Origin of the sequence: Stenotrophomonas sp., from assembly GCF_050737075.1 — a bacterium.
Lineage (GTDB): Bacteria > Pseudomonadota > Gammaproteobacteria > Xanthomonadales > Xanthomonadaceae > Stenotrophomonas.
The window spans coordinates 16,704-32,207 of the sequence record NZ_JBOHXV010000057.1; the positions used below are offsets into that span (position 1 = coordinate 16,704).

Sequence of the window (15,504 nt, forward strand, 5' to 3'; positions counted from 1 at the left end):
CTCCAGACATCACAAAGTTCAGGCGGGTACGCCGCGCATCACGCGCGCGTGCAGCGGGTTGAAGCCGATGCGGTAGACAAGGTCGGCGGGTGCCTCGATGTCCCACACGGCCAGATTGCAGTCCAGGCCGACCGCCAGCCGCCCGATCCGGTCCTGCCGGCCGAGCGCGCGCGCTGCTTCACGGGTGAAGCCGGCAATGCACTCGTCCACGGTCATGCGGAACAGGGTGGCGGCCATGTTCATGGCCAGCAGCGGGCTGGTCAGCGGCGAGGTGCCCGGGTTGCTGTCGGTGGCCAGCGCCAGCGGCACGCCGGCAGCGCGCAGCGAATCGATCGGGGGCAGGGTGGTGTCGCGGGTGAAATAGAACGCGCCAGGCAGCAGCACCGCGACGGTGCCGGCCGCACGCATCGCGGCAATACCGTCGGCATCGAGGTGTTCGATATGGTCGGCCGACAGCGCCCCATGACGGGCGGCCAACGCCGCGCCGTGCTGGTTGCTCAGCTGTTCGGCATGGATCTTCACCGCCAGCCCGTGGCGCTGCGCGGCGGTGAACACCTGTTCGGCCTGCGCGGTGCTGAAGGCGATGTTCTCGCAGAACACGTCCACGGCCTCGGCCAGGCCCTGCGCGGCCACTGCCGGAATCATCACCTCGCAGACCTCGTCGATGTACTCCTGCGCCTGCCGGCCGGGCGGCACCGCGTGCGCACCGAGGAAGGTGGGTACCACCTCGACCGCGCGCTGGCGGCCCAGCTCGCGTGCCACGCGCAGCTGCTTGGTTTCATCTTCCAGGGTCAGGCCGTAGCCCGACTTGATCTCGACGGTGGTGAGGCCCTCGGCCAGCATCGCGTCGAGCCGTGGCAGGCTGGCTGCAAGCAGGTCGGCTTCGCTGGCGGCGCGGGTGGCACGCACCGTGGAGACGATCCCGCCGCCGGCGCGCGCGATGTCGGCATAGCTCACGCCCTGCAGGCGCTGCTCGAATTCGTTGGCGCGGTTGCCGGCGTAGACCAGGTGGGTGTGGCAGTCGATCAGGCCCGGGCTGATCCAGCGCCCGCCGCAGTCCACGCGCTGCGCCGGCTGCAGGTGGGCGGCCCCAGCGGCCGGTCCCGCATAGACGATGCGGCCATCGCGGGCGGCGATCGCCCCGTCGCGGATCACGCCCAGGCCGGGGCCGTCGGCGGTGATCAGGTGGGCATGGGTCCAGAGGGTGTCACAGTGCATGGCGGCAACCACGGCGGCTTATATGTCTATACAATATAGGCGTCACTTCCGGGATGTCCAGTCATGCCAGCCAACCCTGCCTCCACCTTCGCATTCCATGCCGATCACGCGCTGCTGCCGCAGGGCTGGGCGCGCGACGTACGCATCGTCGGAGAAGGCGGCACGCTGCAGGAAGTGACTGCGGGCATGCCGGCGCAACCGGGTGATACGCGTCTGGCGATCGCGCTGCCGGGGCTGGGCAACCTGCACAGCCACGCGTTCCAGCGCGGCATGGCCGGCCTGACCGAGATCGGCGGGCGCAGCGGCGACAGCTTCTGGAGCTGGCGCGAGCTGATGTACCGCTTCCTGGCCCACCTGCAGCCCGAGGCGGTGCAGGCCATCGCCGAGCAGGCCTACGTGGAAATGCTCGAATCCGGCTTCACCCGCGTGGGCGAGTTCCATTACCTGCACCACGCCGCCGACGGCACGCCGTATGCAGACCGCGCCGAGATGGCCGCGCGCATCGCTGCCGCTGCGCAGGGCAGTGGCATCGGCCTGACCCTGCTGCCGGTGTTCTACGCGCACGCCGACTTCGGTGGCGCTGCGCCGAACCTGGCGCAGCGCCGGCTGATCCACGACGTGGACGGTTTCGCCGCGCTGCTGGACGGTTGCCGCCACGCGCTGCGTGGCCAGTCCGACGCCGTGCTGGGCATCGCCCCGCACAGCCTGCGCGCCGTCACCGGCGAGGAACTGCAGGCACTGCTGCCGCTCAACGACGGCCCGTTGCACATCCATATCGCCGAACAGACCCGCGAAGTGGACGCGTGCGTGGCCTGGAGCGGCCTGCGCCCGGTGCGCTGGCTGTACGAACACGCGGCGGTCGACGAACGCTGGTGCCTGGTGCACGCCACCCATGTGGATGCCGACGAAGTGCAGCGCATGCTGGACAGCCGCGCGGTGGTCGGGCTGTGCCCGATCACCGAGGCCAACCTGGGCGACGGCCTGTTCCCGATGCAGGGCTTCGCGCGTGCCGGCGGCCGTTTCGGCGTCGGCTCGGATTCGAATGTGCTGATCGACGCCGCCGAGGAGCTGCGCCTGCTCGAGTACGGCCAGCGCCTGCAGCTGCGCGGGCGCAACGTGCTGGCCCCGCAGGACGACACCTCCAGCGGACGCTGGCTGTTCCAGCAGTCGCTGCACGGTGCCGCGCAGGCGCTCGGGGTGGGCACCGGCCTGCAGGCGGGTGCGCCGGCCGACGTGGTCGAACTGGACCCGCAGCACCCGGCGATGATCGCGCGCGAGGGCGATGCCTGGCTTGACAGCTGGGTGTTCGCCGCACGTAATGGCGCGGTGCGATCGGTATGGCGCGGGGGGCGCGAGCTGGTCCGGCAGGGACGTCACGTGCAGCGCGATGCCGTGGCGGCGCGTTTCGCCCAGGCCCTGCGCAGCGTGCTGACCGCCGCGCGCTGATCCCCGCCGACCCAATCCAGGACTCCCGAGTGACGGGCAAGAAAGCAGCCACCCTCAACCAGCGCATCCGTGCCGATCTGGAAAGCCGCATCCTCAGCGGCGAATGGCCGCCGGGATTCCGCATCCCGTACGAGCACGAACTGATGGAGCAGTACGGCTGCTCGCGCATGACGGTGAACAAGGTGCTGACCGCGCTGGCCGAGAGCGGCATGATCGAGCGCCGCCGTCGGGCGGGTTCGTTCGTGGCCCGGCAACCGCCACACCTGGAGCAGGTGGCGCTGGAGATTCCGGATATTGCGATGGCGGTCGGTGCGCGGGGCCACGTCTATGGCTACCAGTTGCTCGACCGCGCCTACCGCGACCCGGATGCCGAGGCGAGCGAGGAAATGGCGTTGTCCGGCGGCGAGAAGCTGCTGGCGATCCGCTGCCTGCACCGTGCCGACGGCAAGCCGTTCGCGTTGGAGCACCGCCTGATCAGCCCGGTCGGCGTGCCCGAGGTGCTGGATGTTGATTTCGCCGTGACCGCGCCGGGCAGCTGGCTGTTGCAGAACGTGTCGTGGACGCGCGCCCAGCACCGGATCAGTGCCTGGGGTGCGGACGCGGCGGCCGCGGCGCTGCTGGAGGTCAAGCCGGGTACCGCCTGCCTGGTGATCGACCGCCTCACCTGGCGCGGCGAGCAGCCCATCACCTGCGTGCGCCAGATGTTCCTCGGCGACGCGTGGGACCTGGTGGCGAAATTCGCGCCCGGCGCACGTTGACGGTTACAACGTGGCGCATTGGCGCCAGCGCACCGGTTCGTCGGTACCCAGGCGTGGATTGAGCTGGATGCGCACGGTGCGCAGCGCCGGGTAGCGCTTCACCTGCGTGCAGATGTGTGGCCACACCTCGTCGATCTCGGCCGAGCGGTTGATCGCCAGCGTCTGGCGGGTCTGCCAGAACGCGCTCAGCACGCCCGCCTGATGGCCCAGCAGCGTGGCCAGTTCGCGCTGGTACCGGGCCAGCGTGGCGGCATCGGGATCGGCCACGGTGCCGAGGATGTGGGTCTGTTCGTTGCCATGCGGGGCTGCCTCGGCGGCGGCCGGGGCGGGCGTCGCACTGGCGGGTGCGGCGGCAGGTGTCTCCGCGGGCGCCGGGGCGGGCGCCGGTTGTGCTGCCGCAGCCTCCGCCGGTCTGGCTGATTCAGGCGCCGTTGCCGCCGGGTCAACCGAAGCAGCCGCAACGGGAGCAGTCGCGACCGGAGCTGGCTCCGTCGTCCGCGCAGGCTGGTCCAGGCGGGACGTGAGGTAGCCCATGCCCACCAGCAGCCCCAGGGTCAGCGAGCCCAGTGCCGCGATGGAAATCCGGCGGATCGCCTCCCGGCGTGCCTCTTTCTTGACTCGTGCCTCCACGTCGGCGGGCAGGTAGGGTTGCAGCAGCGGCCACAGCAGCGGCCCGTCGAGCACCTCCACATGCTGCTTCTCCGCCGCCGCACGGCCGTCGCGCTCGATCTGGCCTTCGGTGATCAGGATGCCGCCGCGGCCACCGGCCAGGCGCGCGGCAGCGCCCAGTTCGTTCACCGCCGCCGTCCCGATCCGGTAGGCGCGCCCGTGCTTGCACGACACCAGCCAGCGCTGCTGCTGGGCGTCCTGCATGAGGAAATCGCTGCGCGGCTCACGGCTGTCATCGACCTCGCCGGTCACGTCCTGCAGCCCGCGCTGCTCGTGGAGCGCGCGCCGGACCATCTCGGAAAAGTCCCGCCAGTGCATGCCGGCCAAGGCATTGAGGCCCAGCCGGGTCTCCTTGCGGCGGCGTTTCACCAGCCAGAAGTAGGCGGCGGCAAGGGACCAGACAACGAGGGCCAGCAGGAGCGCGAGAATCCAGGAGAACATGAGACCTAGAGGATGAACACGGATGTGCGTAGACAGTTTATATGCGCTCGCACCTGTCTGCGGGGTGTCGTTTTCACCTCGGGTGCACCGCCGGTTTCCGTGTCGGTGACAGAAGTCTCATTTCGCCCGGCCCCGGCGCAGGCACGAAAAACCCGCCAATCCTAAGCCGTGAGGGGAGGGAACAAACGGCGCAGAAGCGATTGGCGGGTCTGTCTGATTGTCAACAACCACGTGCTGCTTTGCAACAATCAGGGATCGGCACCCGGCGACTGGTGGGTGCCCGGGCGCGGGTCCGCATTTGGCGAGGCGTTGCGGGCCTCGGCGCGGTTGACGCGCGCATTCAGCGCATCGATGCGGGCATTGAGCGCGGCCACGTCTTCGGCGGTGGGAATATGCAGGCGCTTGAGCACGCCCTGGACCCGGTCGTCGAAGGCCTTCTCGACCTTGTCCCATGTGCCGGCCGCCTTCTCGCGCGCCTCGCCCAGGTGCTCCTCGACATTGTCGCGCCAGCGCGGCGCGTCGCCGGCCTGCTCGCGGTTGCGCGCGTCGATGGACTCGCCTTCCTTGACCAGGTTGTCGAAGACGCGGCTGCCTTCGGCCTGCGCGCGACCGAACGCGCCCAGCCCGGCCAGCCAGATCTGCTGTGCCGAATCGGTCAGCTTGCGCGAGAAGCGCTCGGCCTGGTCCTGCAGCGAGGGCTTTTCGCCCGGGGCGCGGTCATCGAAGTCATCGTGTGAGTTCATGGGGCGATCCTGTGAGTGGCCACCCGCCGATCCTACCCAGCCCCGCAGGTGCGCGGCGTGATGGTCGCGCCCGCTGGCAGCCGGGGTTCAGCCCAGCTTTTCCTTCAGCACGCGCTCGATTTCGTTTTCCACCATGCCCTTCATCATCGACACCGGGAAGCCCAGTTCGGCGGTGACGTGGACCTGGCCGGGGAGCAGCGCGATCAGCCCCTTGGCCCCGGAGCCCTTGAACTCCAGTGCGTCGCCCACCCAGTTGGTTTCCAGCGAGAACTTCTCGGTGAGCTTGGCGGCCATCGCCTCGATCGCCTGGCGGGCGCTGTCGTCGGGCAGGGCGTGGGCGTGGCGGATATCAATGCTGGACATACAGGCTCCTGGCGGACGAATAGGGGAAAAGGGCGTGCATTGTGCACACTTCTATCTTCCCGCACACCCAACCTGCTAGGCTGCGCCGCGTGCAGAACCTGCTAGTTCACTTCACTCATCGCCAACACCCCGACCAGCCGTTGCGGCCGGGGGTGCAGCGCATCGTGCGCCATGCCTCCGGCAGCGTCCGCCTCGGCGGCGACGCGGCTGGCACCCTGTTGCTGGCCCAGTTCTGTCTGGACGACCGCGGCCTGTGGCTGCAGGTGGCCAACGGCATCCGGGGCATTCACGTCAACGGGCGCCCGGTGCGGCGCATGGCGCTGCTGCGTCCGGGTGACGCGGTCTACGCCGACGGCGTCGAGATGCTGATCCAGGGGGAGTGCGAGGCGCTCAACCATGCCCCGTCGCGCAGCGATGACGGCGGCGACGACCCGCGCCTGCTGCGCGGTGTCGGCGGCCAGCACCACGGCCGCAGCTTCACCCTCGACCGCCCGCGCGTGATCGGGCGCGGGGCCGAGGCGGACATCGTCATCGACGACCCGGCATTTGCCGAACAGCACGCGCGCCTGGAGCGCCATGGCGAGCGGCTGCTGCTGCGCGATCTTGGCGCGGGCGAATCGACGCGGGTCAACGGCGTCATCGTGCGGCACTGCTGGCTGCAGCCGGGCGACCAGCTCGTGTTCGATGCCCAGCACCGCTTCGTGCTGGAAGTGCCGCATGACGGCCGCAAGCGCGTGGTCAGCGACGAAGAGGACGAACTGCTCGACCTGCCCACGGCAGCGGATGCTCCGGCCAAGCCGAAGCGGGTCAGCCGCTGGCCCTGGTTGCTGGGCAGCGCGCTGCTGCTGGCGGCCCTCATCAGCCTGCTGCTCTGGTTCGGCGCGCGCTGAACCAATAGATTCAAACGCAACCAAATTGGCCTTGTGCTGCAAGGCCTAAAGGCTGGTGCGCTGCGGCATACTAGGGGTCTTGCCCCATAGGTGTGACATGACGCGCGCGTTCAATTTCAGTGCCGGCCCTGCAACCCTGCCGGAATCGGTCCTGCGCCAGGCGCAGGAAGAGATGTTGGAATGGAACGGCGCTGGCGCCTCCATTGTCGAAATGAGCCACCGCGGCCCGGAGTTCATGGCCGTCGCCGCCCAGGCCGAGGCCGACCTGCGCCGCCTGATCGGCATTCCGGACGACTACGCCGTGATGTTCCTCGCCGGCGGTGCCACCACCCAGCAGGCCTTGCTCGCGCTCAACTTCGCCACGCCCGGGCAGACCGTGGACTACGTGGTCACCGGCCACTGGGGCAAGACTGCGATCAAGCAGGTCAGCCCCTACGTTTCGGTCAACGTCGCCGCCAGCAGCGAGGCCGACGGCTACCACGACATTCCGCCGCGCGCCCAGTGGCAGCTCTCCGACGATGCGGCCTACGTCCACATCACCGCCAACGAGACCATCCACGGCGTCGAGTTCCGTGACACCCCGGACGTGGGCGACGTGCCGCTGTTCGCCGATTTCAGCTCCTCCATCGCCAGCGAACCGCTCGACGTGTCGCGCTACGGGCTGATCTACGCCGGCGCGCAGAAGAACCTCGGCCCGGTCGGTGTCTCGGTGGTGATCGTACGCCGCGACCTGCTCGAGCGCAGCGGCCAGCCGCGCGCGGACATCTTCGATTACCGCTCGCATGTCGCGCGCGATTCCATGCTCAACACCCCGCCGACCTGGAACTGGTACCTGGCCGGCCTGGTATTCCAGTGGATGCTGGCCGAAGGCGGCGTGGCCGAATTCGCGCGCCGCAATGCCGCCAAGTCCGCCCTGGTCTACGGCGCCATTGATGCTTCCGGCGGTTTCTACCGCAACGACGTGGTGCCGGCGGCGCGCTCGCGCATGAACATTCCGTTCTTCCTGCCCGACGAAACGCTCACCGCGCGCTTCGTCAGTGAATCCAAGGCTGCCGGGCTGCTGGCGCTGAAGGGCCACAAGGCGGTCGGCGGCATCCGTGCTTCGCTGTACAACGCCCTGCCAGTGGAAGGCGCGCAGGCGCTGGTCTCCTTCATGCGCGATTTCCAGCAGCGCAACGGCTGACGCTCTCGACTCTACCGGGGCGCCCGCCGCCCCACTGCAATTGGAACCCCTGATGGCCACCAAACCCGCCAAGCCCAAGGCATCCGCCGCCAAGCCTGCACCGGCCGCCGCGCCCAAGGCCGCGCCGAAGCCGGCCAAGGCCAAGGTCAAGGCTGATGCCCTGCCTGCCACCGCCGCCCCGGTCCTGTCCGATGTGCGCGCCAAGATCGACCACATCGACCGCAGCATCCAGGCGCTGATCGCCGAACGCGCGCAGTTCGCCCACCAGGTCGGCAAGGCCAAGGGCAAGCTGGCCGCCGCCGTGGACTATTACCGCCCCGAGCGCGAAGCGCAGGTGCTGCGCATGGTGGTGGACCGCAACGAAGGCCCGCTCAGCGATGAAGTGCTGGTGCACGTGTTCCGCGAAATCATGTCGGCCTGCCTGGCCCAGCAGGAGCCGCTGAAGATCGGCTACCTCGGTCCGGAAGGCACCTTCAGCCAGCAGGCCGTGCTCAAGCACTTCGGCCGCTCGGCGCTGGGCCTGCCGCTGGCCAGCATCGAAGAAGTGTTCCAGGAAGTGGAAGCGGGCAACGCCGATTTCGGCGTGGTGCCGGTGGAAAACTCGGGGCAGGGCACCATCCAGATCACCCTGGACATGTTCCTCACCTCCAACCTCAAGATCTGCGGTGAGGTCGAACTGCGCGTGCAGCAGTACCTGATGTCGCGCAGCGGCCGGCTGGAGGATGTCGAGCGCGTCTACGGCCACCCGCAGTCGTTCATGCAGACCTCCTCGTGGCTGCGCGCCAACCTGCCCAAGGCCGAAAAGGTGCCGGTGTCGAGCAATGCCGAAGGCGCGCGCCGCGCCCGCAATGCCGACGATGCCGCCGCCATTGGCGGCGAGAGTGCCGGCCACGTGTACGGCCTGAAGAAGGTCGTCACTAAACCCATCCAGAACGATGCCGACAACACCACCCGCTTCCTGGTGGTGGGCCGCCAGTTCTTCCCAACCTCGGGCCACGACCGTACCTCGGTGCTGGTGTTCATCCACGACAAGCCCGGCGCGCTGTTCGATGTGCTCAGCCCGTTTGCCCGCCACGGCATCAGTATGAACCGCATCGAATCGCGGCCGTCGCACAACGCCAAGTGGGAGTACGGCTTCTTCATCGACCTGGCCGGCCACATCGACGATGCGGCCATGCAGGCCGCGCTGGCCGAACTGAAGGCGCACTCGGCGCAGATCAAGGTGCTGGGTTCGTATCCGGTGGCCGTGCCCTGAGCCTGCCGGCGCAGCCGCACCGCGCGCTGCGCCGCGCCACCGCCTTTCCGCATTACCGCCGCCCGCACGGGTGGCCCGACAGGATTCATCGATGACCGCTTCCGCTTCCTGGACCGCCCGCAAGGGCCAGCCCCTGCAGGGCAGCCTGACCATTCCCGGCGACAAGTCCGTTTCGCATCGCGCCGTGATGTTCGCCGCGCTGGCCGACGGCGTCTCGCATATCGACGGTTTCCTGGAAGGCGAGGACACCCGCGCCACCGCCGCGATCTTCTCGCAGATGGGCGTGCGCATTGAAACGCCGTCGCCGTCGCAGCGCATCGTGCATGGCGTCGGCGTGGATGGCCTGCAGGCGCCCAACGCGCCGCTGGATTGCGGCAATGCCGGCACCGGCATGCGCCTGCTTGCGGGTCTGCTGGCCGCGCAGCCGTTCGACTCGGTGATGGTCGGCGACGAATCGTTGTCGCGCCGCCCGATGCGCCGCGTGACCGGCCCGCTGGCGCAGATGGGCGCGAAGATCGACACCGAGTCCGACGGCACCCCGCCGCTGCGCGTGCACGGCGGCCAGCCGCTGCACGGCATCGACTTCGCCTCGCCGGTGGCCAGTGCCCAGGTCAAGTCGGCGGTGCTGCTGGCCGGCCTGTACGCCGAGGGCGTCACCGCCGTGACCGAACCGCACCCGACCCGCGATTACAGCGAGCGCATGCTGCGCGCGTTTGGCGTGGACATTGAATTCTCGCCGGGCAAGGCACGCCTGCAGGGCGGTCAGCGCCTGCGCGCGACCGACATCGCGGTGCCGGCCGATTTCTCGTCCGCGGCGTTCTTCCTGGTGGCCGCCAGCATCATTCCGGGCTCGGAACTGCGCCTGCGCCAGGTGGGCCTCAACCCGCGCCGCACCGGCCTGCTTGCCGCGCTGCGGCTGATGGGCGCGGACATCGTGGAAGAGAACCACGCGGAGCAGGGTGGGGAAGCCGTGGCCGACCTGGTGGTGCGCCATGCACCGCTGCACGGCGCGGAGATCCCCGAAGCGCTGGTGCCAGACATGATCGACGAGTTCCCGGCGTTGTTCGTCGCGGCAGCGGCTGCGCAGGGCAACACCGTCGTGCGCGGCGCGGCCGAGTTGCGGGTCAAGGAATCGGACCGCCTGGCGGCCATGGCCACCGGCCTGCGCAGCCTGGGGGTGCAGGTGGACGAGACCGAGGACGGCGCGACGATCCACGGCGGCCACCCGCTGGGCAGCGGCACCATCGAAAGCCACGGCGACCATCGCATCGCCATGGCGTTCGCCATCGCCGGCCAGCTCAGCACGGGCGAGGTGCACATCAACGACATCGCCAACGTCGCCACCTCGTTCCCGAACTTCGACGGCCTGGCCCGCGGCGCGGGGTTCAACCTGGCGTAACCAAACCAATTGCCCAACGGCGGTTACCAACGCTGGGTAGATCCGACTGGGTAGAGCCGACTGTTAGTCGGCTGCTTCAAAAAAAAAGGGCCGATCAAATGATCGGCCCCGGCTCCCCCGCCGTTGTTCGTCGAATGGGTTAACGCTCCGTACGGAAATCCACCGGCACGCGCACCACACTGGCCACTGCACGGCCGTTATGCATCGCCGGCTCAAACTTCCAGTCACGCACCGTGGTCAGCACCGCACGGTCCAGATCGCGGTCACGCGTACCGTTGCGCTCCACGATATTGGCGTCGGTCACCTGGCCACGCGTGTCCACATTGAGGCTGGCGACCACACTGCCTTCCACACCGCTACGCAGCGCGGTGCGCGGGTACGCCGGCTTGGCATTGCTGGTCAGCGGGCGGGCATCACGATCACGCACGGCAACCACCGCGCGGCGCTGCGTGGTCGCGGGTGCCGCTTCGCGGTTGGCCGGCACAGGCGTGGTGGCAACCGGCGTTTCAGTGGCCGGCAGCATGCGCTCGCCGATCGGTGCACTGACGTCGTCCGTGGGGTTGGCATAGCGCAGCCACACCAGCGCAGCGGCGAACATCGCGACAATCAGCGCCATCCACAACCAGGGAGAGGTGCGGCGGCGGGCCGGATCATCGGTGACGTCGCGCTGATGCTGCGGCGAAGTGGGCATCTCGTGTGCGTGAGTAACACTCATGGCGGACTCCTGGTGTCGAGTTGACGACGCCAGTCTTGCCTGTCACGCGTTGAAGGTGTGTCACCGCGACGTCAACGCGGCGACTGCATTCCCGTTGGGGTTCAGCATGATGAGCCCGGTCTTTACGCGAGCATTACGGGATCATGATCCGGTAGGTACCGACCGTTGGTCAGTACGCAACACACGGCGTATGTACCAAAGGTGCATACCTGCCCGCGCACAGCAATGGGTGTATGCACTAACAGTGCATACCTACCGGCGCAGTTTTACTGCGCCTTGAAATCAAACGGGACTTCGATGCTGCCGGTTACGGCCACGCCGTTGCTTTGCGCCGGCAGGAAGCGCCAGCGGCGCACGGCGTCGGTGGCGGCGCGATCCAGGTCGCGCGAGCCACTGCGCTGCACGAGGGTCACGTTCATCGGCACGCCGGTGGCATCTACATCCACGCGGACCACCACGCTGCCGGTCTCGCCCCGGCGCAGTGCGGCGGGCGGGTAGGTGGGCGGCGGCGACTGGTCGGCAATCGGCTGCGGGCGGTCGCCCGGGGCCATCGCGGACTGCGCGGGCGCCGTCGTCGTCGGCGCTGCCGGTGCAGTCGGCGCCGGGGGCGGCGGTGGGGCGGTTTCCACCAGCTGCGGCTTCTCTTCGTCGGCCGGCGGGGCCTTCGCGTCGGGCATGTCGCTGGAACCGGCGGCCGCGGCCAAGGGTTCGGGCAGCGGCTCCACCTCGGCCACCTGTTGTGGCGTCTGGGCCGGGCCGGCCTTGTAGAAGTCGCTGTTGCGGTTGCTCAGCCACACCACCAGGAACAACAGCACGCCGACGCCAAAGGCGATCCCGGCGATCTTCAGGCTGCGGCGGGGCAGGTGGAAGGTGATGTTCTTGCCAGACGAGGAGCGGGAAGCGGACATGAGCCATACCAGAGTGAACCCCCCGATTCTGCCACGCCCGGAATGAACCGGGCGGCAGAAAATCGGATTACAGGCGATAATCCCCCTCCAGACCCGCCAACACCGCCCAAACGCCATGCTTGATCCAGCCCTGCTCCGCCAACAGCCCGCCGACCTTGCCGAACGCCTGCGCACCTCGCGTGGTTTCGAGCTGGACGTCTCTGGACTGGAGTCGCTGGAAGCCGACCGCAAGCGCATCCAGGTGCGCACCCAGGAGCTGCAGAGCTTGCGCAACAGCCGCTCCAAGGCGATCGGCCAGGCCAAGGCCAAGGGCGAGGACGTCTCGGCCATCATGGCCGAGGTCGCCGCCTTCGCCGACGAACTCAAGGCCTCGGAAGTGGCCCTGGACGAGCTGCGCGACAAGATCGAAGTCATCGCCATGGGCATTCCGAACCTGCCGGCCGACGATGTCCCGGCAGGCAAGGACGAGTCCGAGAACGTCGAACAGAAGCGCTGGGGCACCCCGCGCAGCTTCAATTTCCCCGTGCTGGACCATGTCGAGCTGGGCGCGCGCCTGCATCGCCTGGACGGCGAGGGCGGCGCCAAGCTGTCCGGTTCGCGCTTCACCGTCCTGCGCGGCCCGATCGCGCGCCTGCACCGCGCCCTGGCCCAGTTCATGCTGGACCTGCACACCGGCGAGCACGGCTACGAAGAAACCAACGTGCCGGTGCTGGTCAATGCCGAATCGCTGCGCGGCACCGGCCAGCTGCCCAAGTTCGAGGACGACCTGTTCAAGACGGCCGTGGGTGAATCCACCCGCTACCTGATCCCGACCTCGGAAGTGTCGCTGACCAATATCGTGCGCGACGAGATCGTCGACGCCGAGCGCCTGCCGCTGTGCATGACCGCCCATTCGCTGTGCTTCCGTGCCGAAGCGGGCAGCGGCGGCCGCGACGTGCGCGGGATGATCCGCCAGCACCAGTTCGAGAAGGTCGAGCTGGTCACCGCGTGCGCCCCCGCCGACAGCGAGGCCGAGCACCAGCGCATGACCCGCGCCGCCGAAGTGGTGCTGGAAAAGCTGGGCCTGCCGTACCGCAAGGTGCTGCTGTGCACCGGCGACATGGGCTTCTCGGCAGTGAAGACCTACGACCTCGAAGTGTGGCTGCCTTCGCAGGACACCTACCGCGAGATCTCCTCGTGCTCCAACACCGGTGATTTCCAGGCCCGCCGCATGCAGGCCCGCTGGCGCAACCCGGAAACCGGCAAGCCGGAGCTGCTGCACACCCTGAACGGCTCGGGCGTAGCGGTAGGCCGCGCCATGATTGCGGTGATGGAGAACTACCAGAACGCCGACGGCAGCATCACCATCCCCGATGCCCTCAAGCCCTACATGGGCGGCCTGGACACCATCGCGTAATCACATAAAACCCGCCGAAAGGCGGGTTTTTTGTAACGCAAAAAAAACGGCCCCGCAAAGCGGGACCGTGGGGTGGGCCGGAAGGGGGAGGGGAACTCCGGCCCGGGCAGGGCGTCCGACGAGGAATCAACGCCTGCCCTGGAACACTCAGGCCGCCGTCACTTCCTCAAACTCGGCCGCCGGCAGGCTGGCCAGCGCCGCCGCGATGGCGTCGGTGCGGTGCTGCGGCGAATAGGCAATGCCCTCGGCGCGCACGAATTCCACATCCGTGATGCCCATGAACGCGAACACCTGGCGCAGGAACGGCTCCTGGAAGTCGGCCGGCGAATCGGTGTAAATGCCGCCGCGCGCACTGGCGATGATCACCCGCTTGCCACCGGCCAGGCCCACCGGGCCGTTCTCGGTGTACTTGAAGGTGCGCCCGGCCACCGCCACGCGGTCGATCCAGGCCTTCAGCGTCGAAGGAATGCTGAAGTTGTACATCGGCGCGCCGATAACCACTACGTCTGCCGCCAGGAACTGCTGCATCACCGCTTCCGCGTCGGTGGCTTCGGCCGCGTCGGCCTGGGCCAGCGAATTGCTGGTCAGATGCGGAATGGGGTTACGATCAAGGTCGCGATAGGTCACGTCGAGGTTTTCGACGGTCTCATCGAAGCGTGCGACCACAGCCGCCGACAGTTGGCGGGAAACCGAGTTGTCGCCCAGCACGCTGGCATCAATGTGAAGAAGCTTCATGGCAATCACCTGTTATCCGGGGAAGGGCGGTCAAGGCGCCGCCGACGGAAAGCAGGTTAGGTTGTTGCGCCGCTGGGATAAAGGTGGTTGAATACCACGTATTGTTCTATATCTGGAACTTCGGTATGCACGACCTCAATGATCTGTACTACTTCGCCATGGTGGTCGACCACGGCGGTTTTGCCGCGGCCGAACGTGCCCTGGGCATCCCCAAATCCCGTCTGAGCCGCCGTATCAGCCAGCTCGAGACCGACCTGGGCGTCCGCCTGCTGCAGCGCTCCACGCGCCGCTTCGCGGTCACCGACGTGGGCACCAGCGTGCACCGCCACGCCCAGACCATGCTTGCCGAGGCCCAGGCCGCGCGCGAAGTGGTGGACCGCCTCAGCGCCGAGCCGCGCGGGCTGGTCCGCGCCAGCGTGCCGGTGTCGCTGGCGCAGATGCAGCTGCCCAAGCTGCTGCCCAAGTTCCTGGCCCAGTACCCCAAAGTGCGCCTGCAGCTGAACATCAGCAACCGCCGGGTGGACATCATCAACGAAGGTTATGACGTTGCCCTGCGCGTGCGCTCGCGCCTCGACGACGACGGCAGCCTGGTCATGCGCAGCTTCGGCCAGGTGCAGGAACTGCTGGTGGCCAGCCCGAAATACCTCGATCGCGCCGGCCGCCCCAAGGACCCGGACGAGCTGGCCAACCACGTCACCCTGAGCATCAGCGAAGACGAAGCCCGCCAGCGCTGGGAACTGCACGGCCCGGATGGCGCGGTACGCCGCGTCGACCTGCAGCCGCGTGTGGCCGGGTTCGATTTCCCGCTGCTGCAGAGCATGGTCAAGGACGGCTTCGGCATCACCATGCTGCCCGAAACCGTCTGCGCCGACGCCGTGCGCAGCGGCGAGCTGGAAGTGGTGCTGCCGGAATGGTCGCTGCCGCAGGGCGTCTGCCATGCCGTGTTCGCCTCCCGCCGCGGCCTGCTGCCGGCGGTGCGCGTGTTCATCGACTTCCTGGCCGAACACCTGCCGCCCCAGCTCGAGGCCTCGCGCCTGGACTGCGGTGGCGCGTGCGAGCGGGCCAAGGAGAAGATCCGCGCCAGCGCGCTGGGCGCGTTGGCGGTGGATGCGGGCTGAGTTGACGCGGGCGGCCTTGGGGAAACCGGGTCGCCCATGCGAGAATACGCGCCCGGCTGAGGCCGGCGCACGACATCCGGAGAGATGGCCGAGCGGTTTAAGGCACCGGTCTTGAAAACCGGCGAAGGGTCAAACCTTCCGTGGGTTCGAATCCCACTCTCTCCGCCAGATACGCAAAAAGACCCTTACTCGGTGCGTTATTCGTATCTGGCGATTATAGCAAAGCCATACGGGGCTTCTATTAGACGGCAACTAATGAACGGCTAG

The 15,504-nt window shown here is 68.2% G+C and carries 15 protein-coding genes and 1 tRNA gene; 9 read left to right on the top strand and 7 right to left on the bottom strand.

What is annotated here, in order from left to right; all coding sequences use genetic code 11:
* Window positions 1-18: 18 nt before the first annotated feature.
* Window positions 19-1,218, bottom strand: coding sequence for an imidazolonepropionase (gene hutI, locus ACREPD_RS14095; RefSeq protein WP_431599897.1), 1,200 nt, complete (start codon window positions 1,216-1,218; stop codon window positions 19-21).
* Between the two features lie 63 nt (window positions 1,219-1,281).
* Here hutI and ACREPD_RS14100 point away from each other — a divergent pair, with 63 nt between their 5' ends.
* Entirely contained in the window at window positions 1,282-2,664 is a 1,383-nt protein-coding gene (locus ACREPD_RS14100) for a formimidoylglutamate deiminase (protein ID WP_431599898.1), read from the top strand.
* Window positions 2,665-2,693: 29 nt separating this feature from the next.
* Window positions 2,694-3,422, top strand: a complete 729-nt coding sequence (hutC, locus tag ACREPD_RS14105; RefSeq protein ID WP_431599899.1) for a histidine utilization repressor — start codon at window positions 2,694-2,696, stop codon at window positions 3,420-3,422.
* Between the two features lie 3 nt (window positions 3,423-3,425).
* Here the strand turns inward: hutC and ACREPD_RS14110 are convergent, their stop codons facing one another.
* From ACREPD_RS14110 to ACREPD_RS14120, 3 genes are all read right to left on the bottom strand, one after another.
* Window positions 3,426-4,532: a restriction endonuclease gene (locus ACREPD_RS14110; RefSeq protein ID WP_431599900.1), complete on the bottom strand. Its 1,107-nt coding sequence runs from the start codon at window positions 4,530-4,532 to the stop codon at window positions 3,426-3,428.
* A gap of 248 nt (window positions 4,533-4,780) precedes the next feature.
* Window positions 4,781-5,275 (bottom strand): phasin family protein, encoded by a 495-nt coding sequence (locus ACREPD_RS14115; RefSeq protein ID WP_431599901.1) that lies wholly within the window; start codon window positions 5,273-5,275, stop codon window positions 4,781-4,783.
* An 87-nt stretch (window positions 5,276-5,362) separates the two neighbouring features.
* Window positions 5,363-5,638: a polyhydroxyalkanoic acid system family protein gene (locus ACREPD_RS14120; RefSeq protein ID WP_431599902.1), complete on the bottom strand. Its 276-nt coding sequence runs from the start codon at window positions 5,636-5,638 to the stop codon at window positions 5,363-5,365.
* An 89-nt stretch (window positions 5,639-5,727) separates the two neighbouring features.
* Between ACREPD_RS14120 and ACREPD_RS14125 the strand changes: the two genes are divergently transcribed.
* The 4 genes from ACREPD_RS14125 (at window position 5,728) to aroA (ending at window position 10,365) form a co-directional block, all read left to right on the top strand.
* A complete protein-coding gene (locus ACREPD_RS14125; RefSeq protein ID WP_431599903.1) occupies window positions 5,728-6,528 on the top strand; it encodes an FHA domain-containing protein in 801 nt (266 codons plus the stop codon).
* A gap of 97 nt (window positions 6,529-6,625) precedes the next feature.
* A complete protein-coding gene (serC, locus tag ACREPD_RS14130) occupies window positions 6,626-7,711 on the top strand; it encodes a 3-phosphoserine/phosphohydroxythreonine transaminase (RefSeq protein WP_431599904.1) in 1,086 nt (361 codons plus the stop codon).
* 52 nt (window positions 7,712-7,763) lie between these two features.
* The gene (pheA, locus tag ACREPD_RS14135) at window positions 7,764-8,966 is read left to right on the top strand and encodes a prephenate dehydratase (protein WP_431599905.1); all 1,203 of its coding nucleotides are present in this window, start codon (window positions 7,764-7,766) and stop codon (window positions 8,964-8,966) included.
* Window positions 8,967-9,057: 91 nt separating this feature from the next.
* A complete protein-coding gene (gene aroA, locus ACREPD_RS14140) occupies window positions 9,058-10,365 on the top strand; it encodes a 3-phosphoshikimate 1-carboxyvinyltransferase (RefSeq protein ID WP_431599906.1) in 1,308 nt (435 codons plus the stop codon).
* A 139-nt stretch (window positions 10,366-10,504) separates the two neighbouring features.
* Here aroA and ACREPD_RS14145 read toward each other — a convergent pair whose 3' ends face one another.
* Both ACREPD_RS14145 and ACREPD_RS14150 read right to left on the bottom strand, forming a co-directional pair.
* Entirely contained in the window at window positions 10,505-11,080 is a 576-nt protein-coding gene (locus tag ACREPD_RS14145) for an energy transducer TonB (protein ID WP_431599907.1), read from the bottom strand.
* A 266-nt stretch (window positions 11,081-11,346) separates the two neighbouring features.
* Complete coding sequence (locus tag ACREPD_RS14150) at window positions 11,347-11,988, bottom strand: TonB family protein (RefSeq protein ID WP_431599908.1); 642 nt, start codon at window positions 11,986-11,988, stop codon at window positions 11,347-11,349.
* 115 nt (window positions 11,989-12,103) lie between these two features.
* Here ACREPD_RS14150 and serS point away from each other — a divergent pair, with 115 nt between their 5' ends.
* On the top strand, window positions 12,104-13,384 hold the full coding sequence (gene serS, locus ACREPD_RS14155; protein ID WP_431599909.1) for a serine--tRNA ligase: 1,281 nt from the start codon (window positions 12,104-12,106) through the stop codon (window positions 13,382-13,384).
* Window positions 13,385-13,531: 147 nt separating this feature from the next.
* Here serS and ACREPD_RS14160 read toward each other — a convergent pair whose 3' ends face one another.
* Window positions 13,532-14,119 (bottom strand): FMN-dependent NADH-azoreductase, encoded by a 588-nt coding sequence (locus ACREPD_RS14160; protein ID WP_421567429.1) that lies wholly within the window; start codon window positions 14,117-14,119, stop codon window positions 13,532-13,534.
* A gap of 125 nt (window positions 14,120-14,244) precedes the next feature.
* Between ACREPD_RS14160 and ACREPD_RS14165 the strand changes: the two genes are divergently transcribed.
* Both ACREPD_RS14165 and ACREPD_RS14170 read left to right on the top strand, forming a co-directional pair.
* Window positions 14,245-15,237, top strand: a complete 993-nt coding sequence (locus tag ACREPD_RS14165) for a LysR substrate-binding domain-containing protein (protein WP_128097859.1) — start codon at window positions 14,245-14,247, stop codon at window positions 15,235-15,237.
* A 78-nt stretch (window positions 15,238-15,315) separates the two neighbouring features.
* Window positions 15,316-15,405 (top strand) — tRNA-Ser (locus ACREPD_RS14170).
* Window positions 15,406-15,504 lie beyond the last annotated feature (99 nt).

Bases quoted from the DNA above. Each gene is read 5' to 3' on its own strand.
- hutI (WP_431599897.1), bottom strand. From the start codon at position 1,218: ATGCACTGTGACACCCTCTGGACCCATGCCCACCTGATCACCGCCGAC.
- ACREPD_RS14100 (WP_431599898.1), top strand. From the start codon at position 1,282: ATGCCAGCCAACCCTGCCTCCACCTTCGCATTCCATGCCGATCACGCG.
- ACREPD_RS14110 (WP_431599900.1), bottom strand. From the start codon at position 4,532: ATGTTCTCCTGGATTCTCGCGCTCCTGCTGGCCCTCGTTGTCTGGTCC.
- ACREPD_RS14115 (WP_431599901.1), bottom strand. From the start codon at position 5,275: ATGAACTCACACGATGACTTCGATGACCGCGCCCCGGGCGAAAAGCCC.
- ACREPD_RS14120 (WP_431599902.1), bottom strand. From the start codon at position 5,638: ATGTCCAGCATTGATATCCGCCACGCCCACGCCCTGCCCGACGACAGC.
- serC (WP_431599904.1), top strand. From the start codon at position 6,626: ATGACGCGCGCGTTCAATTTCAGTGCCGGCCCTGCAACCCTGCCGGAA.
- pheA (WP_431599905.1), top strand. From the start codon at position 7,764: ATGGCCACCAAACCCGCCAAGCCCAAGGCATCCGCCGCCAAGCCTGCA.
- aroA (WP_431599906.1), top strand. From the start codon at position 9,058: ATGACCGCTTCCGCTTCCTGGACCGCCCGCAAGGGCCAGCCCCTGCAG.
- ACREPD_RS14145 (WP_431599907.1), bottom strand. From the start codon at position 11,080: ATGAGTGTTACTCACGCACACGAGATGCCCACTTCGCCGCAGCATCAG.
- ACREPD_RS14150 (WP_431599908.1), bottom strand. From the start codon at position 11,988: ATGTCCGCTTCCCGCTCCTCGTCTGGCAAGAACATCACCTTCCACCTG.
- serS (WP_431599909.1), top strand. From the start codon at position 12,104: ATGCTTGATCCAGCCCTGCTCCGCCAACAGCCCGCCGACCTTGCCGAA.
- ACREPD_RS14160 (WP_421567429.1), bottom strand. From the start codon at position 14,119: ATGAAGCTTCTTCACATTGATGCCAGCGTGCTGGGCGACAACTCGGTT.
- ACREPD_RS14165 (WP_128097859.1), top strand. From the start codon at position 14,245: ATGCACGACCTCAATGATCTGTACTACTTCGCCATGGTGGTCGACCAC.